The organism is Actinacidiphila glaucinigra, assembly GCF_035918135.1.
GTDB lineage: Bacteria > Actinomycetota > Actinomycetes > Streptomycetales > Streptomycetaceae > Actinacidiphila > Actinacidiphila glaucinigra.
Genome location: NZ_CP109144.1, coordinates 1,888,158 through 1,913,515 on the forward strand (window position 1 = coordinate 1,888,158; position 25,358 = coordinate 1,913,515).

Annotated in this window: 21 protein-coding genes and 1 pseudogene; 10 read left to right on the forward strand and 12 right to left on the reverse strand. The window is 74.7% G+C overall.

What is annotated here, in order from left to right; genetic code table 11:
- Positions 1–274: 274 nt before the first annotated feature.
- Positions 275–793, forward strand: coding sequence for a DUF3592 domain-containing protein (locus OIE69_RS08350; RefSeq protein WP_326571307.1), 519 nt, complete (start codon positions 275–277; stop codon positions 791–793).
- Between the two features lie 27 nt (positions 794–820).
- Here OIE69_RS08350 and OIE69_RS08355 read toward each other — a convergent pair whose 3' ends face one another.
- Positions 821–1,555 (reverse strand): ABC transporter ATP-binding protein, encoded by a 735-nt coding sequence (locus OIE69_RS08355; protein WP_392567481.1) that lies wholly within the window; start codon positions 1,553–1,555, stop codon positions 821–823.
- Positions 1,556–1,810: 255 nt separating this feature from the next.
- On the opposite strand from OIE69_RS08355, the gene OIE69_RS08360 reads away from it, so the two are divergent.
- From OIE69_RS08360 to OIE69_RS08370, 3 genes are read left to right on the forward strand one after another with little or no spacing between them, the layout of a single operon-like run.
- The gene (locus OIE69_RS08360) at positions 1,811–5,155 is read left to right on the forward strand and encodes an FtsX-like permease family protein (RefSeq protein ID WP_326571308.1); all 3,345 of its coding nucleotides are present in this window, start codon (positions 1,811–1,813) and stop codon (positions 5,153–5,155) included.
- Between the two features lies 1 nt (position 5,156).
- Positions 5,157–7,922, forward strand: coding sequence for an FtsX-like permease family protein (locus OIE69_RS08365; protein ID WP_326571309.1), 2,766 nt, complete (start codon positions 5,157–5,159; stop codon positions 7,920–7,922).
- Positions 7,919–8,899: an ABC transporter ATP-binding protein gene (locus tag OIE69_RS08370; RefSeq protein WP_326571310.1), complete on the forward strand. Its 981-nt coding sequence runs from the start codon at positions 7,919–7,921 to the stop codon at positions 8,897–8,899. The genes OIE69_RS08365 and OIE69_RS08370 overlap by 4 nt, the downstream gene beginning before the upstream one ends.
- Before the next feature lie 13 nt (positions 8,900–8,912).
- Here OIE69_RS08370 and OIE69_RS08375 read toward each other — a convergent pair whose 3' ends face one another.
- Complete coding sequence (locus OIE69_RS08375; RefSeq protein ID WP_326581582.1) at positions 8,913–9,092, reverse strand: hypothetical protein; 180 nt, start codon at positions 9,090–9,092, stop codon at positions 8,913–8,915.
- A 257-nt stretch (positions 9,093–9,349) separates the two neighbouring features.
- Here OIE69_RS08375 and OIE69_RS08380 point away from each other — a divergent pair, with 257 nt between their 5' ends.
- Positions 9,350–10,336 (forward strand): NAD-dependent epimerase/dehydratase family protein, encoded by a 987-nt coding sequence (locus tag OIE69_RS08380; RefSeq protein WP_326571311.1) that lies wholly within the window; start codon positions 9,350–9,352, stop codon positions 10,334–10,336.
- 123 nt (positions 10,337–10,459) lie between these two features.
- Here OIE69_RS08380 and OIE69_RS08385 read toward each other — a convergent pair whose 3' ends face one another.
- Positions 10,460–11,245 (reverse strand): tyrosine-protein phosphatase, encoded by a 786-nt coding sequence (locus tag OIE69_RS08385; protein WP_326571312.1) that lies wholly within the window; start codon positions 11,243–11,245, stop codon positions 10,460–10,462.
- 135 nt (positions 11,246–11,380) lie between these two features.
- Here OIE69_RS08385 and OIE69_RS08390 point away from each other — a divergent pair, with 135 nt between their 5' ends.
- From OIE69_RS08390 to OIE69_RS08400, 3 genes are all read left to right on the forward strand, one after another.
- On the forward strand, positions 11,381–12,157 hold the full coding sequence (locus OIE69_RS08390) for an enoyl-CoA hydratase-related protein (protein WP_326571313.1): 777 nt from the start codon (positions 11,381–11,383) through the stop codon (positions 12,155–12,157).
- 168 nt (positions 12,158–12,325) lie between these two features.
- Entirely contained in the window at positions 12,326–13,777 is a 1,452-nt protein-coding gene (locus tag OIE69_RS08395; RefSeq protein ID WP_326571314.1) for an MDR family MFS transporter, read from the forward strand.
- 197 nt (positions 13,778–13,974) lie between these two features.
- Positions 13,975–14,484: a GNAT family N-acetyltransferase gene (locus tag OIE69_RS08400; protein ID WP_326571315.1), complete on the forward strand. Its 510-nt coding sequence runs from the start codon at positions 13,975–13,977 to the stop codon at positions 14,482–14,484.
- Positions 14,485–14,591: 107 nt separating this feature from the next.
- Here OIE69_RS08400 and OIE69_RS08405 read toward each other — a convergent pair.
- The 5 genes and pseudogenes from OIE69_RS08405 to OIE69_RS08425 form a co-directional block, all read right to left on the reverse strand.
- Positions 14,592–15,422 (reverse strand): annotated as a pseudogene (locus tag OIE69_RS08405) (lysylphosphatidylglycerol synthase transmembrane domain-containing protein); the annotation flags it as partial.
- Entirely contained in the window at positions 15,419–16,270 is an 852-nt protein-coding gene (locus OIE69_RS08410; protein ID WP_326571316.1) for an SAM-dependent methyltransferase, read from the reverse strand. The gene OIE69_RS08410 and the pseudogene OIE69_RS08405, both read right to left, overlap by 4 nt.
- Positions 16,267–17,391, reverse strand: coding sequence for a glycosyltransferase family 4 protein (locus OIE69_RS08415; protein ID WP_326571317.1), 1,125 nt, complete (start codon positions 17,389–17,391; stop codon positions 16,267–16,269). Before OIE69_RS08415 ends, OIE69_RS08410 begins: the two co-directional genes overlap by 4 nt.
- Entirely contained in the window at positions 17,388–17,786 is a 399-nt protein-coding gene (locus tag OIE69_RS08420) for a 6-pyruvoyl trahydropterin synthase family protein (RefSeq protein WP_018561096.1), read from the reverse strand. Before OIE69_RS08420 ends, OIE69_RS08415 begins: the two co-directional genes overlap by 4 nt.
- 24 nt (positions 17,787–17,810) lie before the next feature.
- Positions 17,811–18,791, reverse strand: coding sequence for a zinc-dependent alcohol dehydrogenase (locus OIE69_RS08425; protein ID WP_326571318.1), 981 nt, complete (start codon positions 18,789–18,791; stop codon positions 17,811–17,813).
- Between the two features lie 115 nt (positions 18,792–18,906).
- Between OIE69_RS08425 and OIE69_RS08430 the strand changes: the two genes are divergently transcribed.
- Complete coding sequence (locus OIE69_RS08430) at positions 18,907–19,713, forward strand: CDP-alcohol phosphatidyltransferase family protein (RefSeq protein ID WP_392567482.1); 807 nt, start codon at positions 18,907–18,909, stop codon at positions 19,711–19,713.
- Positions 19,714–20,308: 595 nt separating this feature from the next.
- Here the strand turns inward: OIE69_RS08430 and OIE69_RS08435 are convergent.
- The 3 genes from OIE69_RS08435 to OIE69_RS08445 all read right to left on the reverse strand — a co-directional run bounded on the left by OIE69_RS08435 (position 20,309) and on the right by OIE69_RS08445 (position 22,496).
- Positions 20,309–20,992 (reverse strand): RibD family protein, encoded by a 684-nt coding sequence (locus OIE69_RS08435; protein ID WP_089228253.1) that lies wholly within the window; start codon positions 20,990–20,992, stop codon positions 20,309–20,311.
- 122 nt (positions 20,993–21,114) lie between these two features.
- Positions 21,115–22,143 (reverse strand): TIGR03617 family F420-dependent LLM class oxidoreductase, encoded by a 1,029-nt coding sequence (locus tag OIE69_RS08440; RefSeq protein WP_326571320.1) that lies wholly within the window; start codon positions 22,141–22,143, stop codon positions 21,115–21,117.
- Complete coding sequence (locus OIE69_RS08445) at positions 22,140–22,496, reverse strand: MmcQ/YjbR family DNA-binding protein (RefSeq protein ID WP_326571321.1); 357 nt, start codon at positions 22,494–22,496, stop codon at positions 22,140–22,142. The genes OIE69_RS08440 and OIE69_RS08445 overlap by 4 nt, the downstream gene beginning before the upstream one ends.
- A gap of 195 nt (positions 22,497–22,691) precedes the next feature.
- Here OIE69_RS08445 and OIE69_RS08450 point away from each other — a divergent pair, with 195 nt between their 5' ends.
- Entirely contained in the window at positions 22,692–23,171 is a 480-nt protein-coding gene (locus OIE69_RS08450; protein WP_326571322.1) for a winged helix-turn-helix transcriptional regulator, read from the forward strand.
- A 36-nt stretch (positions 23,172–23,207) separates the two neighbouring features.
- Here the strand turns inward: OIE69_RS08450 and OIE69_RS08455 are convergent, their stop codons facing one another.
- A complete protein-coding gene (locus tag OIE69_RS08455) occupies positions 23,208–25,022 on the reverse strand; it encodes an ABC transporter ATP-binding protein (protein ID WP_326571323.1) in 1,815 nt (604 codons plus the stop codon).
- Between the last annotated feature and the right edge of the window lie 336 nt (positions 25,023–25,358).

The window sequence follows — 25,358 nt, forward strand, 5'->3', positions numbered from 1 at the left end:
TCCGGGCAAGACGCCTCCTCCGGCCCGGAGAGGGCGCGGGCCACGGGCGAGCGACCGCGGTCACCGCGGCCTCCCGGTCCGCCGCCTCGTGGCGCAGGGCCGGGCGACCCGGCGGACGGCGTCGGCGGCGGGACCGGTTCCGGGGCCGGTTCCGGGGCCGGTTTCACCCTGCCGTCCAGGTGCCCGCGGCCCGGGCCGCGGCGAGGACCGCGTCGAGGGCGGTGTCCCGAACTCCCTCTCCCCTACGGCCTTGTGGTTCCCGTAAATTGCTGTCATGGGGGCAGCGGGCGCAGGGGACGGACCGGTGCGAGGCGGCCGGCGGAGGCAGGGGCACGGCTCCGGCGAGGGCCCCGTCCCGGGTTCCGCCCACCCCCTGGTACTCCTCCTGGCCGGTGCGCTGTTCCTCGTCGCGGGTGTGTGGCTGCTGACCGCGGCGGCCAGGGACACCCTGGCCGTGCGCTACGGCGTGCACACGGTGGGAACCGTCCGCGAGGCCCACGGCGACTCCGGCGACGGCCGGCTGTGGGTGACGTTCACCGTGGCGGGCGCCGAGGTCACCCACCCGCTGCCGCCGGGCACCAACCGCCGCCAGGCGAACCACGGAGACCGGCTCCCCATCGTCTACCGGGCCGACCGTCCCGAGCGGGTCGTGGCCCGCCGTGACGTCGGGCACGGGCCGCTGCTGTTCTGGTCGGGGTTCACCGCGGTGGGACTCGTCCTGGTCGGCTGGTCCGGCCTGGCGCTGCACCGCGCCGGCCGGCGGCGGGCACACCCCGGCCCAGCGGCCGGCTGAACCGCCCCGCCGCTCGGCGGGGAGGTGTCAGTCGGTGGTGAGGATGTGGCCGTCGCGGAGTTCGAGGACGCGGTCGGCGAGGGCGAGGAGCTGGGGGTCGTGGGTGGCGACGAGGGCGGTGACGCCTTCGCTGTGGACGACGGCGCGCAGGAGTTCCATGACGGCGCGGCCGGTGTCGGCGTCGAGTTGGCCGGTGGGTTCGTCGGCGATGATCAGGGCGGGGCGGTTGGCCAGGGCGCGGGCGATGGCCACGCGTTGCTGCTGGCCGCCGGACATCTCGCCGGGGCGCTGGCCGGCGTGGTCTTGGAGGCCGACCAGGGAAAGCAGGAGGCTGACGCGTTCCTCGCGTTCGCGGCGGGGGGTGTTGCGCAGGCGCAGGGGGACGCCGACGTTCTCGGCGGCGGTGAGGATGGGCAGCAGGCCGAAGGACTGGAAGACGAAGCCCATGCGGTCGCGGCGCAGGGCGAGCAGTTCGCGTTCGGCCAGGCCGTCCAGCGCGGTGCCGTCGACGGTGACACGGCCGGAGTCGGCGCGGTCCAGGCCGCCGATGATGTTCAGCAGGGACGTCTTGCCCGAGCCCGAGCGGCCCTTGAGGGCCACGAGCTCCCCGCGGGCCACGCTGAAGGACACCCCGCCCAGGGCGTGCACCGCGGTGTCCCCGGTGCCGAAGGTCCGCACCAGGTCCTCGACCACGACCATCGCCTCGGAGGCCGCCCCGCCGCCCGCCGGGCCTTCACGCCGTTCCAGCAGTCCCTCACTCATGCCGGCCAGCGTAGGGGCCCCGGTCCTGCACCTGTCCACGCGGAGGAAACTGTTGTGCTCCTGTTCACGTAGGGGAAACGAACGCAGGTTTAAAGTTCGACGATCACAAGGCGTGCACCCGCCCCACTCCGGGCGACCGTGGAACACCTGTGCGATCATGCCGTGACCTGGGCGTAGTGTGTCACTCCGCACCGCTCCGCGGTGACCAGGTTGACCACTCGCAACACACTGTTACGGACGTCGAGAACGGGGGGCATGGTGCCTGGCTTCGTCCTGCTGCGCCTGCGCGGGCACCGGTTGCTGCTCGCTGCCGCACTGCTGTCCGTCATGCTGACCACGTGCGCCGTGGCCGCCCTGGCCGCGTTCGGCGACGCCGTCGGGGACGCCGGACTCCGGCGCGCGCTGCAGGGGCCGTCGGCCGCCAAGGCCCTGATCGACGTGAAGGCCGACGTGTCGGGCGACGACACCCGGCAGGTGGACGCCCACGTGCGCGAGGCCGTCACGAAGGCCTACGACGGACTGCCCGTGCACGTCCTGTCGAGCACCCGCTCGGCCGCCTACGGACTGCCGGCGAGCCTGCGCCCGTCCGGAGCCCCGCGATCGGGCGAGCCTGACCTCACGCTCCTCGCCACCTTCGACCGTTCGCGAGTGACGCTGGTCGAAGGCACCTTCCCCGGGGTGCCACGGACCGGGACCCCCGTGCCGGTGGCCCTGCCCGAGACGGCCGCCCGCACCCTGGGCCTGCGGCCGGGAGCCGAGGTCACACTCGCCGACCGACTCGGCGGACCGCCGCTGCGCGTCCGGCTGACCGGCCTGTACCGGCCCATCGACCCGAACGCCCTGTACTGGAGGCTCGACCCCCTGGCCGGGCGTGGCGTGCGGACGCTGTCCTTCACCACCTACGGTCCTCTGCTGGTGGACCCGCGGGCCTTCGCCGCAGGTGTGGTTGCGCCCGCCGAAATAGAGTGGACCGCCGGCGCGGACTTCTCCGCCATGACGACCGCCCGCATCGACCGCCTCGGTCAGGACGTCCGCCGGACGGTGACGCGGCTGGGCGCCTCGGAGTCCGGCACCTCCGTCTCCGCGAGCAGCGAATTGCCCGACCTGCTCGCCGACGTGAAGGGAGCGCTCCTCGTCAGCCGGTCGACCCTGCTGATCAGCGCACTCCAACTGGTGCTGCTCGCGGCGCTGTCCCTGCTCCTCGTCTCGGGGCTGCTGGCCGGGGAACGATCCGGCGAGACCGCGCAGTTGCGGGCCCGCGGCGGCTCGCGCACCGGCGTCGCCGCCCTCTCCGCCGTCGAGGCGCTGCTCCTGGTCGCACCCGCCGCGGTGGTGGCCCCGCTCCTGGCGGGGTGGCTGGTGCGGCTGCTGGCCGGGAACGGAGCGCTCGCCCGGGCCGGGGTACGTCTCGAACCGTCGTCCGCGACGGCGTGGTGGACGGCCGCCCTGACCGCGTTGGCCTGCGCACTCATCGTGGTGGCACCGGCGCTGCGGCGCTCGGGGACGTATACCCGGGAGCACGCGGCGTCGGCGCGGCAGCGCGCGCTGCCGGCCGCCCTGCAGGCCGGTGGGGACCTCTCGCTGGTGGTCCTGGCGTCGCTGGCGTACTGGCAGCTCTCCCGCCGTGAAGCCGGGACCGGGGTGCTGAGCTCCGACACGACCGGGAAGCTGGGACTCGATCCCGTGCTGGTGGCGGCGCCCGCGCTCTGCCTGCTGGCGGGCGCCGTCGTGGCGCTGCGCCTGCTGCCCCTGGCCGCGCGCCTGGGCGAACGGCGTGCGAGCCGGAGCCGCGGGCTCTACGCGTCCCTGGTGGGCTGGCAGCTGTCCCGGCGGCCCGGACGCGGCGCCGGACCGGCACTGCTGCTGGTGTTCGCCGTGTCGATCAGCATGTTCGCGATCGCCGAGGACACCAGCTGGTCGCGATCCCAGCGGGACCAGGCCGACTTCGCGGTGGGCTCGGACGTCCGCGTGGACGGCTCGGCCACCCCGCCCTTCGGACAGGGCGGAGTCTACGACCGCATACCGGGAGTCGCGGCCGTCACCCCGGCCGGCCGCTCCACCGTCTCCCTGCCGCAGGACCGCAACGCGACCCTACTGGCCATGGACGCACCGGCGGCGGCCCACGTGATGCGACTGCGGGACGACTTGTCCACCACGTCCGTGAAGGGCCTGACGCGGCCGCTGCGGACGGACGACGAGGCCGAGGCCGCGAAGGAGGGCTTCGCCCTGTCCGCCGACGCCGCCCGGTTGCGCGTCACGGTCCGCGTCCAGGCTTCCGGACCCGGCAGCCACGAGGGCCGGGGCAAGGTGGCCGACGACCTCTACGCGACCGTCGTCGACCGCCACGGCGTCCCCTACACCTTCGCCCTGGGCCGGGTCCCCTCCGACGGGCGCGTCCACACGCTGGAAGCCGACTTCGCCGCCGAGGCTGGAAAAGCCGCCGGCGCCGCACCGGCCGGGCCGCTGCGCGTGACCTCGTTCAAAGCCCGGTACCTGCTGCCCCTGCGGAACGAGCGGCACCGACTCACCATCACCTCCGTCGCCGCGGTGACCGCCGACGGGACGGCGCGGTCCGCGCCCACTCCCACCAGCGCGATCTGGACGGCACAGGCGGCGATCGCGAACCCCGACTTCCCGTACGACCCGGACAACGGCTACCTCCCCTCCTCCACGCAGTCTCCGCGCTCCGACAAGCGCGCCCCGCTGACGGTCGGTTACGAGACCGGCGCCGAGCCCTACCAGCGCTTCGTCCCCAACGGCGCGGACGAGGCCTCCCTCACACTGCGCGCCGGCCCGCCGCCGTCACAGGTACTGCCCGCGGTCGCCACGGACGCGTTCCTGCGGGCCGTCGACGCCGGCGTCGGTGCCTCGGTACCGGTGGAAGTGGCGGGCGCCGAACTGACGGTGCGCATCACCGGCGCGGTCCGGGTGCTCCCGACCACCGGCGACGGATCCGCGGGCAACGGCGGAGGCGCCCTCGTGATGGACCTGGCGACCCTCGACAGGGCGCTGTCCTTCCAGGACGCACCGCCACTGGAGCCGGACGAGTGGTGGCTGGCGACGAAGCCGGGCGCCGCCGGGCAGGTGGTGGAGACCCTCCGCGGCCGTGGGGACATCACCTCCGTGCTGGTACGCGAGGAAGCCCGGGCGGAGTTGGGCCGTGACCCGCTGGGAGCCGGCCCGCTCTCGGCGCTGCCCGCGGCGGTGGTGGCCGCCATGGTCCTGGCGACGGTCGGATTCGCGGTGGCCTCGGTCGGCGCGGTCAGGGAGCGGTCGGCGGAATTCGCGGTGCTCCGGGCGCTCGGCACCAAGCGGCGGTCGCTGGCCCGGATGATCGCGGCCGAGCAGGGAGTACTGGTGGTCGTGGCGGTGGCGGTGGGTGCGGCGCTCGGCGAGGTCCTGACCCGTCTGATCGTTCCGCTGATCGTGCTGACGTCCGGGGCGCGCAGCCCGGTGCCGGCCGTACGGGTGGAGATGCCGGCCGGACCGCTCCTGCCGCTGCTCGCCGCGGTAGTGGTGCTGCCGCTGCTCGCGGTGGTGCTGACTGCGCTACGGGCGGTCGATCCGGCGCGCGCCCTGCGTCGGCAGGGAGGTGAGTGACATGGCGTCATCCCGCGTACACGGACAAGGATCGTGGACCTGGGCCCGCTTGCGGGCCGCGCCCGGTGGGGCGCTGGCGCTGGCCGCACTGGTGCTGGTGACCGCGTTCCTGGCGGCGGCGCTGCCCCGCACCGTCGAGGGCTATGAGGACGCCGCGCTGCGGGACACCCTCCGGCGGGCCTCCCTGCCCGACCGCAGCGTCAGCGCCACCGCCGAGGTGCCGTACACCGCGGTGGCGGCGGGGGACGTGACCGACCCGTTCCCGGCACGTGACCTGGCCGCGGCGGAAACGGCGTTCCTCAAGGTCGTGCGGCCGCCGTTGACGCTGGACCCCGCCCAGGCGGTACTCGGGGTCCGAAACGCCGAGCCCGTGCCCGCCTCCGACCCGGGCCTGCCGCGCCCCACCTCCAGCCTCGATCCCCGGGCCACGCTCGTGGCGCAGCCCGGCCTCGGCACTTACGCCCGGGTCGTCTCCGGACGCCTGCCCGGCGGCACCACGCGGGCCGGAGAAGTGGAGGCGGTCCTCTCGGCACGCACCGCACAGGTGCTCGGCCTGCGGACGGGGTCCGCCGTCCATCTGCCGACCACCAGCGGCAGCCCGCTCACCGTGCGGGTGACCGGGATCGTCACCCCGCGCTCTCCCGGCTCCGCCTTCTGGAGTGCCGAGCCGGACCTGCGCTCGCCGACCCTCCTCACCGTCCCCGGACCGTCCGGAGCCGACCCCGCGTACTACTGGCACTTCAGCGCGCTCATCTCACAGGAGGCCTCCGGGGTGGTGCTCGGTCTGGCCGGCGGTGCCAGGCTGTACTGGCACCACCCGGTCGACGTCGGCACGGTCACCGCCCACGACGTGCCGGCCCTGCGCGACCGCCTGGCCTCGCTGTCCAGCGGGCCCGACTCGACGCGCCTGCGCAGCCTCACCGGGATCCCGGGGATCAGCGTGACGCAGAACGGCCTGGCCTCGTTGCTGGGGCCCTTCGAGCGGGAACGGGAGGCGGCCTCCCCGATGGTGCTGGTGGCCACGCTGGGAGTCGGCGCGGTGGCGGGCGTGGTCCTGCTCATGGCCGGTGGCCTGGCGGCGGCACGGCGCCGGTCCGAGGTGCAATGGCTACGGGTTCGGGGCAGCAGCCGGGCAGCGCTGGTCATGCGGCTGCTCGGGGAGACGACGCCGATCGTGCTGCCGTCCGCGGCCGCCGGGACCGCGCTCGCCCTGCTGGTGGTGCCCGCCGGCCGTTACGGCACGTCCATCGCGGCGGGCGCGGTGGTGGCGGTGGTCGCCGCCCTCGCCCTGCCCGTCCGGGCGGTGGTGCTCTCCGGCCGGTTCGGCCTGCAGGAGCGCGAGGACCTCGCCGAGGCGCGCCCCTCGCGCCGCCGCACGGTCGCCGAACTGACCGTCGCGGTGGTCGTGACCGCCGCTGTGGCGGCGCTGCGGCGCCGTGGCACGGCCGACGGAGGGGTGGACGCGCTCACCGCCTCGGCACCGGTCCTGGTGGCCGTGGTCGCCGCGCTGGTGCTGCTGCGGTTGTACCCGCTGCCGCTGCGACTGCTGGCCCGGCCGACGGCCCGGCTGCGGGGCTCGGTGCTGCACCTCGGGCTGGCACGGGCGGGACGCACGTCCTCGGCGGCGATGCTGCCCCTGGTGGCGCTGCTGGTGGCGCTCGCGGTCACGTCCTTCGGCGGGTCGGTCCTGGCCGGTGTGGAGACCGGACGCGACCGTGCCGCCGTGCGGCAGGTCGGCGCCGACGCGCGGATCGACTCGCTCACCACGCTGCCGGCGGGCCTCGCCGAGCACGTGCGAAAGGTGGCCGGCGTGCGTGCCACCACCTCCGTGCGGATCGAGACGGGCCTGTCGACGATCCCGGCCGGCACGTCGTACGACCTGGTCGTGGTCGATCCCGAGAAGTACGCCGCGCTCGTCTCCGCCACCGGAATCGGCGAGCCGTTCCCCGCGCGGGCGCTCGTCGGCGGCGGTGACGGCGTCCTGCCCGCGATCGTCTCGCCCCGCCTGGCACAGCAGTTCCGCAAGTCCGACGCGATCGTCCAGGCATACTCCGGCCCGACCCCGGTCCGCGCGGTCGCGGTCCAGGACGTGACGCCCGCGGTCACCGGCCGCGACTTCGTCATCGTCTCAGCGGCCGCGATGACCCGGGCCCACGCGGACAAGCCCGCCTATCTGCTGGCCCCGACGACGCTGTTCGCAACCGGGCCCACGGTGGACGGGCGGGGCCTGAACGCCCTTGCGCGGCAGAGCGGGAAGGGCCTGACCCTGACCCTGCGGGCACAGGAGCGCACCGGATTCACCGGCTCGGCCCTGCAGACCGGCGCCCGTCGGGTGTATCTGGCGGCCGTGGCGGGCGCCATCGGCTACAGCGTGCTCGCCCTGCTCCTGTCCCTGCTGCACAACGCGCCGCAGCGGAAGGCACTGCTGGCCCGGTTGCGGACCATGGGCATGACGAGCCGTCAGCGGCAGTGGCTCGCCGTCCTGGAGACACTGCCGCAGGTCCTGCTGGGCGCCCTCGGCGGCATCCTGGTGAGCCTGGCGACGGTGTCCCTCCTGCGGCCCGCCGTCGACCTGACCGCTCTCGCCTTCAGCTCGCGCGCCTCCGGCGCGGACATCTCCGGGACGGTGCTGCGCACCGATCCCGCCTCGCTGCTGCTGCCCGCGGCCGGGCTGGTCGTACTCGCGGGCGTGGTGCTGGCCGTGCAGGCCTGGCTGACAGGACGGCGGGGAGAAGGAACCGAACTCCGGATGGGGGAACGATCATGAGTCAGGACACACCGGGGACGGTGGAACGCGGCGGCACGACGCTCGCGGACCTGGAACGACGCGTCACCGAGAACCGCGAGCAGCCCGCCTACGGGCACGACGCCCTGATCGTCTGCGACCGCCTGGTGCGGATCTTCACCGCCCAGGGCGTGGAGGTCCAGGCCCTGCAGGGACTGGACCTCCTGGTGCAGCAGGGCGAACTGATGGCCCTGGTCGGCGCGTCCGGCAGCGGCAAATCCACCCTGCTCAACATCCTCGCCGGCCTCGACACCCCCACCGCCGGCGCCGCCTCCGTCGCCGGCTTCGACCTCCTCACCCTGAACGCCGCCGACCGCCTGCGCTACCAGCGCGAAGTCGTCGGCTTCGTCTGGCAACAGACCTCACGCAACCTGCTGCCCTACCTCACCGCCCTGCAGAACGTCGTCCTGCCCATGCGCCTCTCCGGCCGCGTCAAAGGCCGCACAGCACGCGCCGACCGCGCCACCGAACTACTCGACATGCTCAGCGTCGGCCACTGCGCCCACCGACGCCCACAGCAGATGTCCGGCGGCGAACAACAACGCACCGCCATCGCCGTCGCCCTGGCCAACCACCCCTCCCTCGTACTCGCCGACGAACCCACCGGCCAACTCGACTCCGCCACCGGCGAACAGGTCTTCGCCGCATTCCGCACCGCCAACGAACAACTCGGCACCACCATCGTCGTCGTCACCCACGACCAGGCCGTCGCCACCGCCGTCGACCGCACCGTCGCCATCCGCGACGGCCGCACCGCCTCCGAAGTCCTGCGCCGCACCAGCGTCGACGACGAAGGCCGCACCACCGTCCACGCCAGCGAATACGCCACCGTCGACCGCTCCGGCCGCCTCCAACTCCCCCGCGACTACACCCACGCCCTCGACATCCGCAACCGCGTCATGCTCCAACTCGAACCCGACCACATCGCCGTCCGCCCCGACCGCCCCGAACAGGACTGACGGTCCACGGACGCTACGCGTCCGGGGCCGCGTGGACCCGCTCACCCCCCACGAAGGTCTGCAGCACCCGGGTGGCCGCGATCCGCGCGGGCGGCCCGGCGAAGGGATCGCGGTCGACGACGAGGTCGGCGAGCTTGCCCGGGGTCACCGTGCCCGTGTCGTCGACGGTCGTACGGTCGAAAGCCGCGGTCAAGGCGCCCCGAGTCCGCGCCGCGGGCGGAGGTGCATCAGGGAGAGCGTCGCAGGGCAGCACAACGTGGCGCACCAGCGGCCGGGATGACGGCCGGCACCCGGCGGCGCCTCGCGGACCTGCGGGCGGGCCGCGAACCGAACGGCGCCGTCCGCCTCCACCCGCCCGTTCCCCGACACCGCGCACCTGACCGTCCCCAGCGATTGCGCCCACAGCGTGACCACTGCCGTCCGGCCGCGCCGCGAGGCACAGTGGCCGGTATGAAGCTGCTGACACTGGGTGGTACGGAGTTCGTGGGACGCGCCGTCGTCGAGGACGCGCTCGAGCGGGGCTGGGAGGTCACGGTGTTCCACCGCGGCCGGCACCAGGCGCCTCCCGGCGCCAAGGAACTGCTCGGGGAACGCGGCACCGAGGGCGGCCTCGCCGCCCTGGAGCACGGCGAGTGGGACGCCGTCGTCGACACCTGGTCCGGCGCACCCGCCGCCGTCAGGGAGACGGCCCGTCTCCTGTCCGGCCGCGCCCGGACCTACGCCTACGTGTCCAGCCGCTCCGTGTACACCCACCCCGCCACCGCCGGCCTCGACGAGGACGGACCCGTGGTGGACGCCGCCCCGGGCGACGGACCCGACGTCGACTACGCCCGCGCCAAGCGCGGCGGCGAACTGGCCGCGGCCGAGTCCTTCGGCGACCACGCCCTGCTGGTGCGCGCGGGCCTGATCCTCGGCCCCTACGAGAACATCGGCCGCCTGCCCTGGTGGCTCGACCGCATCGCCCGCGGCGGCCCCGTCCTCGCCCCCGGCCCCCGCGACCTGCCCCTGCAGTACATCGACGTCCGCGACCTCGCCGCATGGATGCTGGACGCCGCGCACTCCGGCCTCGGCGGCGCCTACAACCTCGTCAGCCCGCCGGGACACACCACCACCGGCGAACTCCTCGGCGCCTGCGCCGCGGTGACCGGCTCCGACGCCGAACTGCGCTGGACGGACCCCGAGACGGTGCTGGCCGCGGGCATCGAACCCTGGAGCGAACTGCCGGTCTGGCTCCCCCCGGGCGAGCTCTACGACACGCTCCACACCGGCGACGTCTCCCGCGCCCTGGCCACCGGCCTGCACTGCCGCCCCGTCACCGAGACCGTCGCCGACACCTGGGAGTGGCTGCGCTCCCTGGGCGGCACGGCACCGCAGCGCCCCGACCGCCCCGCGGTCGGCCTCGACCCGGCGAAGGAGGCCGCGGCGCTCGGCGCCTGAGACCGTCCGCGCCCCGGCCGCCCCGTACCGGGGCCGGCCACGGGCCGGCACATCTCGACCCTCGCATTACTTGTCGCCGGCCTCGACGCAGCCCGGCCTCGACGCGCATGTGCGTGCCGACGGTCAGTGCGGGGCGGGATCGACCAGGACTTCTCTCAGGCGGGTGAGTTCCGCCGCCGTCAGGCCGCGGTCGCGCAGCCAGGGAGCCGCACCGCCGTGCGCGGTGTGGAGGGTGGCCAGGAAACGGCGCATGACCCGCGGTTCGGAGGCCATGAAGGCGTGCTCCACGGCGGGAAGGTCGCGGTAGGAGGGGAAGCGGGTCAGCCGGGCGCGGATGCGGACGACGCGCTGGGCGGTGAGCGCGTAGTCGGCGGCGATGGCGGGCGCGGGCACGCCCACCGCGTCGAGCAGGAGCGCCGCGAGGACGCCGGTGCGGTCCTTGCCGACGGCGCAGTGGAAGACCACGGCGTGCTGGTCGGTGTCGGCGACGACGCGGGCGGCGGCGACCAGCGACTCGCCGCTGCCGTCGAGCAGTCCGAGGTAGAAGCCGATCGCGTTCCCGTCGTTCGCGGTCGTCACCGGTACGGCGTCGGCGACCAGCGCCCGCACCCGGCTGACCGGCAGGTTCACCCTGCGTACGGCCGCGTCCGCCAGCAGGCCGTGCCCCTCGCGGGCGGCCTCGTCGGGGCCGCGCAGGTCGAGGACGGTACGCAGCCCGTAGCGGCCGAGCAGGAGTCCGACGTCGTCCGCCGTGGCCTCCTGGAGGGTACTGGCCCGGAACACGACACCGCGCCGGGTCGTGCCGCCGCCGCGCACGGGCAGTCCGCCCAGGTCGCGGATGTTGTCGACCTCCGCCAGTTCGACCCAGCGCGGCGTCTCACCGGTGGATCCGTCCTGCGTCGTCTCCAAGGCGCCCTCCTCGTACAGCCCCTGGCCATCGTGCCGTGCGCGGCCGCCCCGGTCCACCGGCGACCGCGGCCGTGGGGATATCGTCGGCTGACCCCGGGACACGTCCCGGACGACCACCGACCGGAGGTGCCCGCCATGGCCCAGCCCGAGCCGCCCGGGGAGCCGCTGGTGCGCACGGAGCGGCACGGCCGCGTGCTGGTGGTCCGGATGTGCCGTGCGTACAAGCGCAACGCCGTGGACCGGCGGCTGGCCGAGGCGCTCGACGCGGCGTTCAACACCCTGGAGGACGACCCGGAGCTGTGGTCCGGCGTGCTCACCGGCTCCGGCGGGGTGTTCAGCGCGGGCAGCGACCTGAACGCCATCGGCGACTACGTCACCGAGCGCGGCGGCGAGTACGGCCTGATCCGCCGTCACCGGCGCAAGCCGCTGGTGGCCGCCGTCGAGGGCGCCGCGCTGGGGGGCGGGATGGAGCTGGTGCTCGCCTGCGACCTGGTGGTGGCCGCCTCGAACGCCCTCTTCGGGCTGCCGGAGGTCCGGCTGGGCCTGGTGCCCACCTGTGCGGGGTTGTTCCGCGGCCCGCGCGCCCTGCCCGTCAACCTGGCCAGGGAGATGGTGCTGACCGGTGATCCCGTCGACGCCGCGCGGGCGCACGCCGCGGGGCTGGTCAACCGGGTCACCGAGGAGGGTGAGGCGCTGGCGGGCGCGCTCGAACTCGCCGCGCGCATCTGCGAGAACGCCCCGGTCGCGGTCCAGGCGAGCCTGGTGGCCATGGACGCGTGGCTCTCCGGCGCCGACGCGCTCGGCTGGCGGGCCACCGACGAGGCGACCCGTACGGTGATGGCCTCCGCGGACCGGCACGAGGGTGTCGCCGCGTTCCTGGACAGGCGCCCGCCCCGCTGGACCGGCCGCTGACGAGGCCGGTGACATGGCCGGTGACATGGCCGGTGACCGGCGGGTACACGCACCCGGGTGACTCCGGCGTGCGCCACGCCGGAGTCCGGGCTTATCTGGAACCCGTGACCGGTGTCGTCCGGACCGCGGTCCGCCGCGCAGGAGGCGCCCCGAGCGAGGAGCTTCCTTTTGGCACGCAGGATTCCGCCGACCACCGCGGTCGCCGTGGTGTTCGTCGCCGCGCTGTTCATGGCGATCATGGACACCACCATCGTCAACGTCGCCGTACCGGCCATCGGCGAGGACTTCGGCGTGCCGGCCTCCGGGCTGGGGGGCGTCAACATCGGATACCTCGTCAGCCTGGCGGTCTTCATCCCCGTCGCCGGCTGGCTCGCCGACCGGTTCGGCACCCGCCGGGTGTTCCTCGCCGCGCTGGTCGCCTTCACCCTGGCGTCGGCGCTGTGCGCGATGTCCACCAGTCTCGAACAGCTCACCCTCTACCGGATCCTGCAGGGCGCGGGCGGCGGTCTGCTCGTCCCGGTCGGCCAGACGATGCTCTTCCGGGCGTACCCGCCGGCGGAACGGATCAAGGCGCAGCGTGCGCTGATGGTGCCGACCGCCATCGCGCCGGCCGTGGGCCCGGTGCTGGGCGGCTGGCTGTGCGACGCCGTGTCCTGGCACTGGGTCTTCCTGGTCAACCTGCCGGTCGGTGCCGCCGCCGTCGTCTTCGGCCTGCTGTTCCTCCCGGACTTCCGCCTGGAGCGCCCCGGGCGCTTCGACCTCGTCGGCTTCCTCCTGGCCGGCGGCGGGCTGTCCCTGGCGCTGTACGCGCTGACCAACGGCGCCAAGGACGGCTGGGGCACCGCGGGCATCCTCGTGCCGCTGCTCGTGGGGATCGCGGCGCTCGGCGCGATGGTGCTGGTGGAGCGGCGGATCTCGATGCCGATGCTGGACCTGGAGCTCTTCCGGGACCGGCTGTTCCGCGCCAACACCGTCGTGATGTTCCCGCTCAGCGCGGTCTTCCTCGGCACGGTGTGGCTCTACCCGATGTTCCTGCAGGAGGCGCTGGGCTTCAACGCCTTCGAGAGCGGCCTGGCCACCTGGCCGGAGGCCGTGGGCGTGATGGCCGCAGCGCAGATCGCCCCGCGCCTGTACCGGCGGATCGGGCCGCGGTGGCTCATGGTGGGCGGTTCGGCCGGCATGGGCGTCTGCGTGGCGGTGATGACCGGGTTCACGACGGCCACCTCGCCGTGGGTGCTGCGCGGGGTGCTCTTCGTCCTCGGCTACTGCATCGGGCACGTGATGATGTCGGCGCAGAACGCGGCCTTCGCCACGATCCCCGCGCCTTCGACGGGGCGGGCCGCGACCGTGTTCAACATGCAGCGGCAACTCGGCGGTGCCTTCGGTACCGCGCTCATCGCCACGCTCCTCACCGCGGTCGGTACGACGACCGTGACGGCGGGCGGCACCACCACGGCCAACCTGGGCGCGTACCACGCCGGCTTCGTGCTCTGCACGGGCCTGGCCCTGATCTCCGCGGTCGCCGCGCTCTTCGTCTCCGACAAGGACGCCCTGGGCGTCGAGACGTCCCGCCCCGGCCGTCACGCCCGCTCCGGCGCGGCCGCCTCGCCGGCCTCCTGACCCGCGGGAGGCGGGGGCCGGTCGCGGAGCACCGCGTGTCGGCCTCCGGCCTTCCGCCAGGCGGGGTCCGGGGCGATGTCCCGCGGCTGCCGTCCGGGGCACCGGTCACGTTCCGGCTGACGAACGGCTCCTCCGGCCCGACGCCTCAGCCGAGCCGGGCGGGCAGGCAGGCAGGCAGGCGCCACTACCATCGGGGCATGCCCCGCCTGGAACGCCTCCGTACCGACCACGCCGCCGCGCTCCTGAAGTTCGAGCGGGCGAACCGGTCGTACTTCGCCGCGTCGATACCGGACCGGGGCGACGACTACTTCGCCCACTTCGATGCTCGGCACCAGGCGCTGCTCGCCGAGCAGGACACCGGGTTCTGCCACTTCCATGTGCTGGTCGGCGCGAACGACGAGGTGCTGGGCCGGGTCAACCTGGTGGACGTGACCGGCGGGTCGGCGGAGCTGGGGTACCGGATCGCCGAGAGCGCGGCCGGGCGAGGGCTCGCCACGGCCGCGGTTCACGAAGTGTGCGCCCGGGCGGCCGGTGAGTACGGGCTGGCGACGCTGCGGGCGGTCACCACGCTGGACAACGCGGGCTCGCGCACCGTGCTGTCCCGTACGGGGTTCGTGCCGGCCGGCACGGTCGAGCTGAGCGGCCGTCCGGGGCTCCGGTTCGTCCGCGACCTGGGGGACGGGACGGCGCCGTCCTCCGCGGGCTGAAAGCGGGCGGCGAGCGCGCGCAGGCCGGGGAGGGCGAGCACGGCGATCCCCGGGAGGCTCGAGACGAGGGTGAGCACCCCGTACACGACGGCGGTCGCGAGGCCCTGGGCGGCGCCCAGCCCGGCGGCGCCGAAGGCGAGCGTCGCGGCGGCCTCACGCGGGCCCCAGCCGCCGATGTTGACGGGCAGTCCCATCACGAGCAGGGCCAGGACGAGCGGCGGCACGAGCGTGGCGACCGGCGCCGGCGAACCCGCGGCGCGGGCCGCGACCACGAACAGGGCGATGTGGCCGGCGAGTCCCGCCGCGGACAGCGCGACCACGCCCGGCCAGGTGCCCCGGGCGAGCAGTCCGCCGCGGAGGTCGGCCAGCCCGGTGGCCAGGGCCTTCCGCCCCTTGGCGCCGCGCCGCCACAGCAGCCATCCGCCCAGCGCCACGACGGCCAGGAGCACGCCGGCCGTGACCTCCGCGGCGGCCCGGCCCGGCACCAGGTCGCCGGCGATGGCCGTGACCAGGGAGGGCCGGGTCAGCAGGACGGCCGCGCCGAGCACGAGGACGACGACCTGGCCGCCGACCCGTTCCAGGACGACGGCGCGCACACCGCGGCCGACGTCGCCGGAGTGCCTGCCGTGGCGGACGGCCCGGTCGACGTCGCCGAGGACCCCGGCCGGGAGCACCGCGTTGAGCAGCAGCGCCCGGTAGTAGTCGGACACGGCCCGGGACAGCGGGAGCCGCAGGCCGAGCCGGCGGGCGACCAGGCACCAGCGCCAGGCGCTCGTCACGGTGGTGAACAGGCCGATCGCGAGGGCGGCGAGGACGGCGGGGCCGTCCACGACCCGCAGGCCGTCGACGAACGCGCCGGTGCCGAGCCGCCACACGAGGGCGGCCAGGATGGCCGCGCCGACCAGCAGCCGCAGCCAGGCCCACAGTCGTTGCCTCACCGGGCCCCACCTCCGGGCAGGGCGAGCAGGTCGCCGTGGCCGACGACGGCGGTGAGCCGCCCGGCGGCGCAGTCCTCGAGCCGGCGGCGCAGATAGGCCTGCGCGGGGGCGGCCAGGCCGGGGTCCTGTTCGACGGCGGCACCGACCCAGCCGCGCAGCCACTCGGCGGTGAGCGCGGAGCTGTCCGCGCCGAGCCGCCAGGGGCTGGGCCGGGTCGTGACGGTGGCACCGTGCCGGGTGAACGCCCGGGCGGCGACGTCGAGGGCGTCCGGGCCGAGCAGTGCGCGGCCGCCGGCCGTCCGGCGCTGGTGCGCGTTGAAGGCCGCGGTGATGTCCGCGTCGAGCGGGTCGGCGGGCCCGAGTTCGACCTCGCCGACCACGGAGAGGCCGAAGAGCACGGGGACCCCGGCGGCGGTGCAGGTGGCGGCGAGGGCGTCGGTCTCGTCGGCGGTGAGCAGGTCCAGCAGTGCGGAGGCGGTGACGAGCGAGGTCCCGGCGAGGTCGGCGGCGGTGAGCCGGGTGAGGTCGCCCTCGCGGGTCTCGGCGGTGACGGGGTCGCCGCCCGCGGTGAGGCCGGTCAGGCTCGCCGCAGCGAGGGCGAGGAGGGCGGGGTCGTGGTCGTGGAGGATCCAGTGCTGCGGCCCGGGGAGGCTTCCGCTGAGCCAGCGGCCCATGGAGCCGGTGCCGCAGCCGAGGTCGCGGACGACCAGCGGGCCGCTGCCGCGCGAAGCGCCCGCGAGGTGCTCGCGGAGCGGGTCGAGCAGGTCCGCGGCTCGGGCCGCGGCGTCGGCGTCCTCGCGCAGCGCGAGCCAGTGAGGTGTGAAGGGGGCGGTGTCGGACGTGGTCATCGGGTTCCCTCCCGCAGCAGTTCGAGCACCGCGTCCATGTCCCGCGCGGCGTGCTCCCAGCCGTGCAGCGTCTCGCGCCGCAGGCGGGCCGCCGCCCGCAGCCGGTCGCGCAAGTCGGCGTCGTCGAGCCAGCGGCGGAGCGCCGCGGCGAGTTCGTCCGGGTCGTCCGGGGGGACGAGCAGGCCGGGCTGTGTGCCGTCCGGTGCCAGGCCGAGGGCGTCGGGCACTCCCCCGGCGGCGGTGGCCAGTACGGGGGTGCCGCGCATCAGGGCCTCGGTGACGACCATACCGAAGGTCTCGGCGCGGGACGGCAGGACGAGCAGGTCGGCGGCGGCGTACTCCGCCGCGAGTGGTTCGCCGGTGAGCGGTCCGGTGAGGTCCACGCGGTCGCCGAGGCCGTGTCGGCCGATCAGTTCGCGTACGCGTGCGAGGTGTTCGGGGTCGCGGCCGAGCGGGCCCACACAGCGGCAGGTCCAGGGCAGGTCGGCGACGGCGGCCAGCGCCCCGGCGAGCAGGTCGTGGCCCTTGCGCGGGGTCAGCGAGGCCACGCACAGCAGCCGTGTGCCGTCCTGCCCGCCGGGTGCGAGCGGCGCGGGGTCGGTGCCGGGGACGACGACGTGGACCCGGCCCTCGGGCAACGCGTGCCGCTCGGCGATGCGCCGGGCCGCCCAGGGGCTGGTGGCGACGACCGCGGCGGCGGCCCGCAGGGTCTCGCGCTCCAGGGCGTCGAGTTCGCGGGCGGCCGCGGGGTCCAGGCCGGTCTCGTCCGCCAGCGGCAGGTGCACCAGGACCGCGGTGCGCAGCCGGCGCGTGTGCGGAACGACGATCTCGGGGACTCCGCAGGCCACGAGTCCGTCGAGCAGGACGACGGCGCCGTCCGGCACCGCCGCGAGCGCCCTGGCCAGATTCTGCCGGGCGGCGCCGTCCGGGCGCGGCCACGCACCCCGCACGGGGAGTTCCCGCAGCGGCCGGCCCGCGGCCGCCAGGGTCTGGCTCAGCCGCCGGTCGTAGACGTTGCCGCCGCTGGGCGCGGTGGCGTCGTCGACGTCGCCCGGGAGGACGACGTACGCGGGGGCCGCCCCCGCCGGAGCGGGGGCGGTCGGGCGCGCGGGCGTCGTCACAGAGAACGCTCGTAGCTCGCCCAGGCGACGTGCGACTCGTGCAGGGTGACCGAGATGCCGGTCAGGCCGTGCGCACCCTCGCCGAGCTTGCCCGCGGCCACGCGGTCGGCGAGCCGGTCGGCGATGGTCTTCGCCAGGAACTCGGTGGAGGTGTTGATCCCGGAGAAGTCCGGATCGTCGTCGAGGTTGCGGTAGTTGAGCGCGGCGAGGACCGCGCCCAGCTCCTGGGTGGCCAGGCCGATGTCGACGACGATGTTGTCGGCGTCGAGCTCCGGGCGGCGGAACGTGGCATCCACCAGGAACGTCGCGCCGTGCAACCGCTGCGCGGGTCCGAAGACCTCGCCGCGGAAGCTGTGGGCGACCATGACGTGGTCGCGGACGGTGATACTGAACACGCGAGGACAACCTTCCCCAAAGGCCTAACCGGGACGGTAGGCAATACGGTGACAGAGCACGGAACGTTCACCGCCTGCGATCTCCTTCATCAGCAGGGGCAGTTCCTCGAAGTCGCTCTCGCCGGTGACGAGGGCGTCGTAGACCGGGTCGGCGAGCAGGCGCAGGGCCAGTGCCATCCGGTCCGCATAGGTGCGCCGGGTGCGGCGCGAGGGTGAGACCGTGCCGACCTGGCTGCTTCGCACGACCAGGCGGCGGGAGTGGAAGGCCTCGCCCAATGGCAGGCTGACCCGGCGGTCGCCGTACCAGCTCAGCTCGACGACGGTGCCCTCCGGCTCCAGCAGTTCCAGGGAGCGGGCGAGCCCCGCCTCGGTGGCGCTGGCGTGGACGACCAGGTCGCAGCCGCCCTCGGCCGCGTCGGGGTGGGCGAAGCCGACGCCGAGCGCCTCGGCGACGGCGGCGCGGGAGGGGTCGACGTCGACGAGCTGCACCCGTGCCCCCGGGACGCCCGCGAGGACGGCGGCCACACTGCAGCCGACCATGCCGGCGCCGACCACGGCGATCCGGTCGCCGATCTGCGGGCCCGCGTCCCAGACCGCGTTGACCGCGGTCTCGACGGTGCCCGCCAGCACCGCGCGGCCCGCGGGGACGTCGTCGGGCACGGGCGTCACCGCGGTGGCCGGGACGACGTACCGGGTCTGGTGCGGGTAGAGGCAGAAGACGGTGCGGCCGAGCAGCTCGGGCGGCCCCTGCTCGACGAGGCCCACGTTGAGGTAGCCGTACTTCACCGGCCCCGGGAACTCGCCGTCCTGGAACGGCGCCCGCATCGCCTGGTGCTGGCTCACCGGCACCCCGCCCCGGAAGACCAGGGTCTCGGTGCCGCGGCTCACCCCGGAGTACAGGGAGCGCACCAGCACCTCCCCCGGGCCGGGCTCCGCGAGGGGCGTCTGTCTGACCTCGCCCTCGCCCGGTTCGCGAAGCCAGAACGCGCGCGCCGAACGCTCCACCGTTTTCCTCCGTACTCCATGGCGGGCAACAGGCACCGTCCATCCAGGTGGTGCCGGGCCCGACCGTACGCGGCTGTGCCGCACAGGCGACAAGCGGGGACGTCTCATGACCGTGATGACCGTTGGATCCGAGTTCCGTGGGGGCACCGCGGGCCGTGAGCAGGCCGGGGCGGCAGCCGCCCAGTTGGCGCTGTTCGCCGCGCTGTGGGCCACCGTGGGCCTGGACACCGTGGGCTGGCTGGCCGGGACCGTCTACGCGGCGGGCACCTGGGCGCTGCTGGCGGCGGGCCTGCGGCGGGCGGGACGCCGCTCGCTGGGCCCGGCCGACCACGTCACCCTGGCCCGCGCGGTGCTCGTCGGCGGCGTGACGGCCATGGTGGCGGGAGGCGTCGCGCACGGCACGCCGCTGCTCACCGGGCTCACCGCGGTGGCGCTGGCCCTCGACGCGGTCGACGGCAAGGTCGCACGGCGCACGGGCACGTCGTCCGCCCTGGGCGCGCGTTTCGACATGGAGGTCGACGCCTTCCTGATCCTGGTGCTCAGCGCGCGGCTCGCCCTGACGCTGGGCCCGTGGGTGCTGGTGATCGGCGCCATGCGGTACGCGTTCGTGGCGGCGGCGTGGGTGCTGCCGTGGCTCAACGCGCCGCTCCCGCCGAGCTTCGCCCGCAAGACCGTGGCGGCACTGCAGGGCGTCGTCCTGCTCGCCGCCTGCTCGGGGCTCCTGCCCGCGGGGGTCTCGGCCGCCCTGACGGTGCTCGCGCTGGCCTCGCTGGTGTGGTCGTTCGGCCGCGACGTGCTCTGGCTGTGGCGCCACCGCCCCGCCCCGCGCTCCGGTTCCGCCGCGGGCCTCGCGGGGGCGGGCGGGGCGGCGGAGGAGAGGCGCGTGCTGGTCTCCTCCGCCGTGGGCGGCCGCACCTCCTGACCCGGCACATCCATGGCCCCGGCGGCGTCCTCCCCGCCGGGGCTGCCGTCCGGCCCAGGACACCACGAACCGCCCGGGGCACGCCGAAGACCACCGTGCGACCGCCCCTCCGGGCCCTGGAGTGAGACCTCGGCCGACGCGGGTCACCGGCCGGCCGCCGGCCCCGCTCATGGCCCGGCCGGAACACGTGGCTGCCGACCGTCAGGCGTCCCCGCACAACCGGTCCGGGGCCGCCGCCGACGTCACCCTCGGGGACGAGACCCGGGCACGCCGAAGGCCACCGCCCACGAGGCAGCCCCGGCTCTCATCCGGGATGTCCGAGGCTCCGGCCCGATCGGCGCAGAGCGCCGCCGCCGATTGACCGCCTTGTCGCCGGGCCCCAAGCGCCGCCCGGCTCAACGTGCCACCGTCCGGCGGGCGGCCGCACGTTCCGGCCCGGCTGTCGCGGCTCGACACGGCGCCAGGGGCAGGCCGGTCCCGCTCGCGGCCCGGTCGGCGGCTGAGCCGCCGCCACCCGCTGCCCGGACCCTGCTCGAGGACCGCGTTGAGCGACGCGGCGCGCGCCCGCCCAGCCCGTCCCGACCGTCCCGGGCGGTCAGGCGTCCTGGCGCGGCAGGTAGCGCAGCAGCACCACGTCGCCGATCTGCCGGGTCTCCGCGAGCGTCATCCGCTGCTGGGGGCCCTGCGGGAAGACCGCGGGGTGCACCATGCGCGGGGCGTCGGCCTGGCCGACGAAGAACGGCGCGTACACGAGCTGGAGTTCGTCGACGAGCCCGGCGCTGAGGAACATGGTGTGGACGATTCCGCCGCCCTCGACCATGAGCCGTCCGACACCGCGCTCGGCGAGGTCGGCGAGCAGGATCCGCACGTCCAGCGGGTCGCCGGCGTCGACGACGGAGCAGACGTCGCCGATGCGTTCGCGGAGGCAGTCGCTCGCGCCGGACGTCGTGTAGACGACCTTCTCGCACTCCCCGGTGGTGAAGAACCGGGCGCCGGGGTCCAGTTTCCCGCTCTCGGTGACCGTGACCTTGATCGGCGTCGGCGACAGCCCCGCGCGGAGCCGCCGTTCGCGCCGCTCGGCGGAGCACACCAGCAGCCGCGGGTCGTCGGACCGTATGGTGTTGGCCCCCACGAGGATGGCGTCCACCCCGGAGCGGACGTCGTCGATCCGGTCGAAGTCCTCCTCGTTGGAGAGCAGCAGCCGGGTCGTGCTCGTGTCGTCCAGGCATCCGTCCAGCGAGGAGGCCACGGACATCAGTACGTACGGGCGCGATCTCATGGGGACACATTGCCGTACAAGGGCGTTCGCGGATGTGAAGGTTCCGTAAGTCGCGCGCAGGCCTCCGGATCGATGTAGGGTCCGCCGATCATCGTGCGGGGCCTGGTCAGCCGCCGCGGCCGTCAGTCCCGTATCCCGGCGAGGACGTCGAGGGCGAGCGAGTCGTCGGCGTCGTGGGAGAGGGAGACGGTGACGCGGGTGCACAGGCCCGCGAAGCGGTCGCGCACGGCGCGGCCGGCCGCCCGCGGTTCACCGTGGACGGCGAAGGCGTCCAGGACGTCGTCGTCCACCAGCCGGCCCATCTCGGCCCACCGGCCGCGCACGGACAGCCGGTGCAACTCGTCGTGGAGCTCGCCCCAGCCGTGGAGGTCGAGCACGGCGCGGTAGGCGGGCGTGGAGGCGTAGAACGCGATCCGCTCGCGGGTGGCGGTCAGGGCCGCCGTGTACTCCTCCTCGGTACGGCCGGTGGCGACCAGGGCGTTGCCCGCCACCTCGAAGGGCAAGCCGGCGTGCTCGGAGGCCTCCCTGGCCTTGTGCACGGTGGGGAGGGTGACCTGCCGGAGGTAGTCCGCGGAGGTGAGGGCGTGGCAGATCAGCCCGTCGGCGACCTCGCCCGCGACGGCGGTCATCATCGGGCCGACGCCGGCGAGCCAGATACGGGGCGGCCCGGACGGCAGGGGGCCCGGGTCGAACATCGGCGTCATCAGGGTGTGGGTGTAGAACTCGCCGCGGAAGCGCAGCCGTTCGCCGGTCTGCCAGCTGTGCCAGATGGCTCGCAGGGCTCCCGCGAACTCCTTCATGCGGGCGGCGGGCCGCGACCACGGCATGCCGTAACGGTGGGTGATGTGCGGCTTGACCTGCGAGCCGAGGCCGACGGTCAGCCGCCCGCCGGACAGCCGCTGGACGTCGTACGCGGCCGTGGCCACCGTCATCGGGTTGCGCGCGAAGGCGATCGCCACACCGCTGACCAGGTCGGCCCGGCGGGTGGCGCCCGCGGCGAGGGCCAACTGGAGGAAGGCGTCGTGCCGCATCTCGTTGACCAGCACGCCGTCCGCGCCGTGCGCCTCGGCCTGGGCGGCGGACGCGGCGGTCCGCTCGATCCGGCCGGTGAAGGTGAAGTCGGCCTTGAGGGGCGCGGGCGGGGTGGTCACGCGCCGGCTCCCGCGGCCGGGCCGGCCGCCTCGGTGAGCCGCGGCGGCGCGGCCTGCCGCCAGGAGTCGGCGACGATGTCCCGGAGCTCGTCCATGTCGTCCAGGGCGGCGAGCCGGACCCGCACCCAGTTCGACCCGGCCTCGTGCGGCGGCACCCAGAACTTCCCCGGCTCGGCCGCGATCAGCTCGGCCCGCTCGTGCATGGGGCAGCGCACCGCGAAGGACGTCTCGTCGTCGGGCAGCGTGAGGTACATCTTCCCGGCGACCCGGAACGTGGGCATGCTCCAGGCCTCCTTCTCCACCGACTCGGGCAGCGAGAGGGCGATGCGGCGGACGTCTTCGGAATCGGGCATGCGACCACGGTAGCCATCGCCTCCGACAACGGCCGTGACGCGTTCCCCGCGCGTGACGCCCCCCTCCGGGTCCCGCGGCCTCTTCGGCGCGGGCCTGAGTAGCAAGAGGAAACCTAGGTGTACACTGACCTTCCCCCCGGCGCGGTCGCGACGACGCGGCGGGCGGGAATCGCATCGTCCAGGAGGTGAGCGGCAGTGGCGACCGGACGGCATGTGTCGGGCCCGGAGGAGGACCAGCCGGCCTGCTCCATCGAGCGGAGCCTGCAGATCCTCGGTGAACGGTGGTCCCTGCTGGTGCTGCGCGAGATCTTCGCCGGGCGGCACCGCTTCGCGGAGATCCAGACCTCGCTCGGGATCGCCCCCAACCTCCTCAGCACCCGCCTCAAGCTGCTCGTCGACGCCGGGGTGCTGTGCACGCGCACGTACCAGGAGCCGGGCAGCCGGCAGCGGCAGAGCTACCACCTGACCGACGCCGGGCGGGAGCTCGACCTCGTCATGGCCTCGCTCCAGCAGTGGGGCGACCGCCACCGGCCGCGTCCCTCCGGCCCCTCCGCGCGCCGCCGGACGCGCTCGACCGGCCGGGACGTCCACGTCGGCTTCCTCACCGACGACGGCGGCGAGGTGCCGGGCACCGACGTGTCCATCGCCGTGACCCGGCCCACCGGGGCGGCCTGACCGGCAGGGCGCCCCGGCGGCCGTAGGCGGCCGGGTTCAGTGCTGGTCGGCCCGTTCGGCGGTGTCGTCCAGGAAGCCGCCCGACTGGTGCTGCCACAGCTTGGCGTAGGCGCCGTCCTCCGCGAGCAGTTCCTGGTGGGTGCCCTGCTCGATGATGCGTCCGCGGTCCAGGACGACCAGCCGGTCCATGCCGGCGACCGTACTGAGCCTGTGCGCCACCACGAGCGCCGTCCGCCCTTCCATCAGCCGCCACAGGGCCTCCTGGACGAGGATCTCGCTCTCCGAGTCCAGCGCGCTCGTCGCCTCGTCGAGCAGCAGGATCGGTGCGTCGCGCAGGATCGCCCTGGCGAGCGCGACCCGCTGCCGCTGTCCGCCGGAGAGCTTGAGCCCGCGTTCGCCGACCATGGTGTCGAAGCCGGCGGGCAGCGCGTCCGCGAACTCCGTGACGTGGGCCGCCTTGGCCGCGCGGCGGATCTCGCCCTCGGTGGCGTCGGGCCGGGCGAAGGCGATGTTGTCCCGCAGTGAGCGGTGGAACATCGCCGGGTCCTGCGGCACATAGGAGATCAGGCCGCGCAGGTCGGCCTGGCGCAGCCGGCTGATGTCCTGACCGCCGATGAGGATCCGGCCGCCGTCGATGTCGTTCATCCGCAGCAGCAGCCGGGTGAGGGTGGTCTTGCCGCCCCCGGAGCGGCCGACCAGCCCGACCCTGGCACCGCTGGACACGGACAGGTCGAGCCCCTCGAAGAGCGGCTGCGCGCCCCCGTGGGCGAAGGTCACGTGCTCGAAGCGGACACCGGCGCCCGTGGACCGCAGCGGCTCCGGCGCGGGCGGGTCGAGCACGGTGGGCGGCTTCAGCAGCAGTTCGGTGAACTGAGCGGCCTCCGTCATCGAGCTCTCCAGACGGCGGTAGATCTGGTTGAACTCGAACATGATCCGCGTCGCGTTGGAGTAGTAGGTGAAGGCCACCACGACCGCCTCCACGCCGTGCGTGCCCGCGCCGAGCGTGACCGCGAGCAGCAGGCCGAGCGCGTTGGTGAGCACGGACAGCGGTGCGACCAGGGTGTCGATGCGCAGGTTTCCGTAGTCCCACGACTTGAGCGTGAGCCTGCGCGACTCGGCGACGCGGGAGCGGTGCTCGGCGGCCTCGCGCTCCTCGGCGGCGAACGCCCTGACGGTGTCCATGTTCATCAGGCTGTCGGCGACGTGCCCGGACACCCGGGCGATCGCCTCCTCGCGCCGGCGGACGAGTGCCTGGCGCCGGCGGATGAGGGGCGCCACGCACAGCGCGGTCACCGCGATCATCGCCAAGAGGCCGACCACCAGCAGCGGTTCGTAGGCCCACAGCACCACCGACCCGAACAGCAGCGGTACGAAGCTGCCCAGGACGTTGAAGGTCAGCGTGTCGACGAACTCCTCGAAGCGCGAGGCGAAACTCAGCACCCGCTTGGTGAGCGACCCGGCGAAGTTGTCGTGGAAGAACGACGCGTCCTTGGCGAACAGCTCGTCCATGCCGACCACGTAGAGGTGCTCGATGCCGAGGGCGTCGAGGCGGTTGAGGCAGTGCAGGCCGATCCGCCACAGCGTCTCCGCGAGCAGCAGCACCCCGGCGAAGACCAGGACGTAGGGCAGGGTCGCCCCGAGGCCGGGGGCGGTGCCGTCGACGAAGCCGCCGACGAGCTTCGCGACGACCAGTGGAGCCACGTAGTTGATGCCGATGTTGCCGAGGGCCGGCGCCAGCATCGCCGGAAGCGTCAGCCACCGATGCCGGGCCAGCTCCCTTCCGTAGTGACGCAGCGCCAGGAACACCGGGCCCCTGGCCGGCCGGAACCTGTCTGTCTCAGGCGATCCCATCTTCACCCTGCGGTGTCGTGCGGCGACTGCCGCGTGCTTCTACGGGAGGTGCCGCTGCCGCCGTGGCGGTGCGGCGCTGCGTTCGGGCCGGCGACCCTCGCGGCTCGCGCCGCTGCCGGCGTGCGATGAGTGGGCGGTCCGGACGTGGCAGTGTCCCGCGACGACGCGTGCAGAGTCCAAGTGTTTTCCGGCCCGGCGGCACGGCGCACGGAGGCTTCCCGGCGCACGTGCGGAGCCCTCGGCGGCCGCGGGGCGGCGCGGCTCCGCACGGGGGCGGCCGGCCGGCGCCGCTTCGCGCCCTCCGCGCCCCATGTGCCGCAAACGCAACCAGCGGGT

Coding starts and splice junctions, on each gene's coding strand:
- OIE69_RS08365 (WP_326571309.1), top strand. CDS start 5,157: ATGGCGTCATCCCGCGTACACGGACAAGGATCGTGGACCTGGGCCCGC.
- OIE69_RS08380 (WP_326571311.1), top strand. CDS start 9,350: ATGAAGCTGCTGACACTGGGTGGTACGGAGTTCGTGGGACGCGCCGTC.
- OIE69_RS08390 (WP_326571313.1), top strand. CDS start 11,381: ATGGCCCAGCCCGAGCCGCCCGGGGAGCCGCTGGTGCGCACGGAGCGG.
- OIE69_RS08410 (WP_326571316.1), bottom strand. CDS start 16,270: ATGACCACGTCCGACACCGCCCCCTTCACACCTCACTGGCTCGCGCTG.
- OIE69_RS08445 (WP_326571321.1), bottom strand. CDS start 22,496: ATGCCCGATTCCGAAGACGTCCGCCGCATCGCCCTCTCGCTGCCCGAG.
- OIE69_RS08360 (WP_326571308.1), top strand. CDS start 1,811: ATGGTGCCTGGCTTCGTCCTGCTGCGCCTGCGCGGGCACCGGTTGCTG.
- OIE69_RS08370 (WP_326571310.1), top strand. CDS start 7,919: ATGAGTCAGGACACACCGGGGACGGTGGAACGCGGCGGCACGACGCTC.
- OIE69_RS08355 (WP_392567481.1), bottom strand. CDS start 1,555: ATGAGTGAGGGACTGCTGGAACGGCGTGAAGGCCCGGCGGGCGGCGGG.
- OIE69_RS08400 (WP_326571315.1), top strand. CDS start 13,975: ATGCCCCGCCTGGAACGCCTCCGTACCGACCACGCCGCCGCGCTCCTG.
- OIE69_RS08350 (WP_326571307.1), top strand. CDS start 275: ATGGGGGCAGCGGGCGCAGGGGACGGACCGGTGCGAGGCGGCCGGCGG.
- OIE69_RS08455 (WP_326571323.1), bottom strand. CDS start 25,022: ATGGGATCGCCTGAGACAGACAGGTTCCGGCCGGCCAGGGGCCCGGTG.
- OIE69_RS08435 (WP_089228253.1), bottom strand. CDS start 20,992: ATGAGATCGCGCCCGTACGTACTGATGTCCGTGGCCTCCTCGCTGGAC.
- OIE69_RS08430 (WP_392567482.1), top strand. CDS start 18,907: ATGACCGTTGGATCCGAGTTCCGTGGGGGCACCGCGGGCCGTGAGCAG.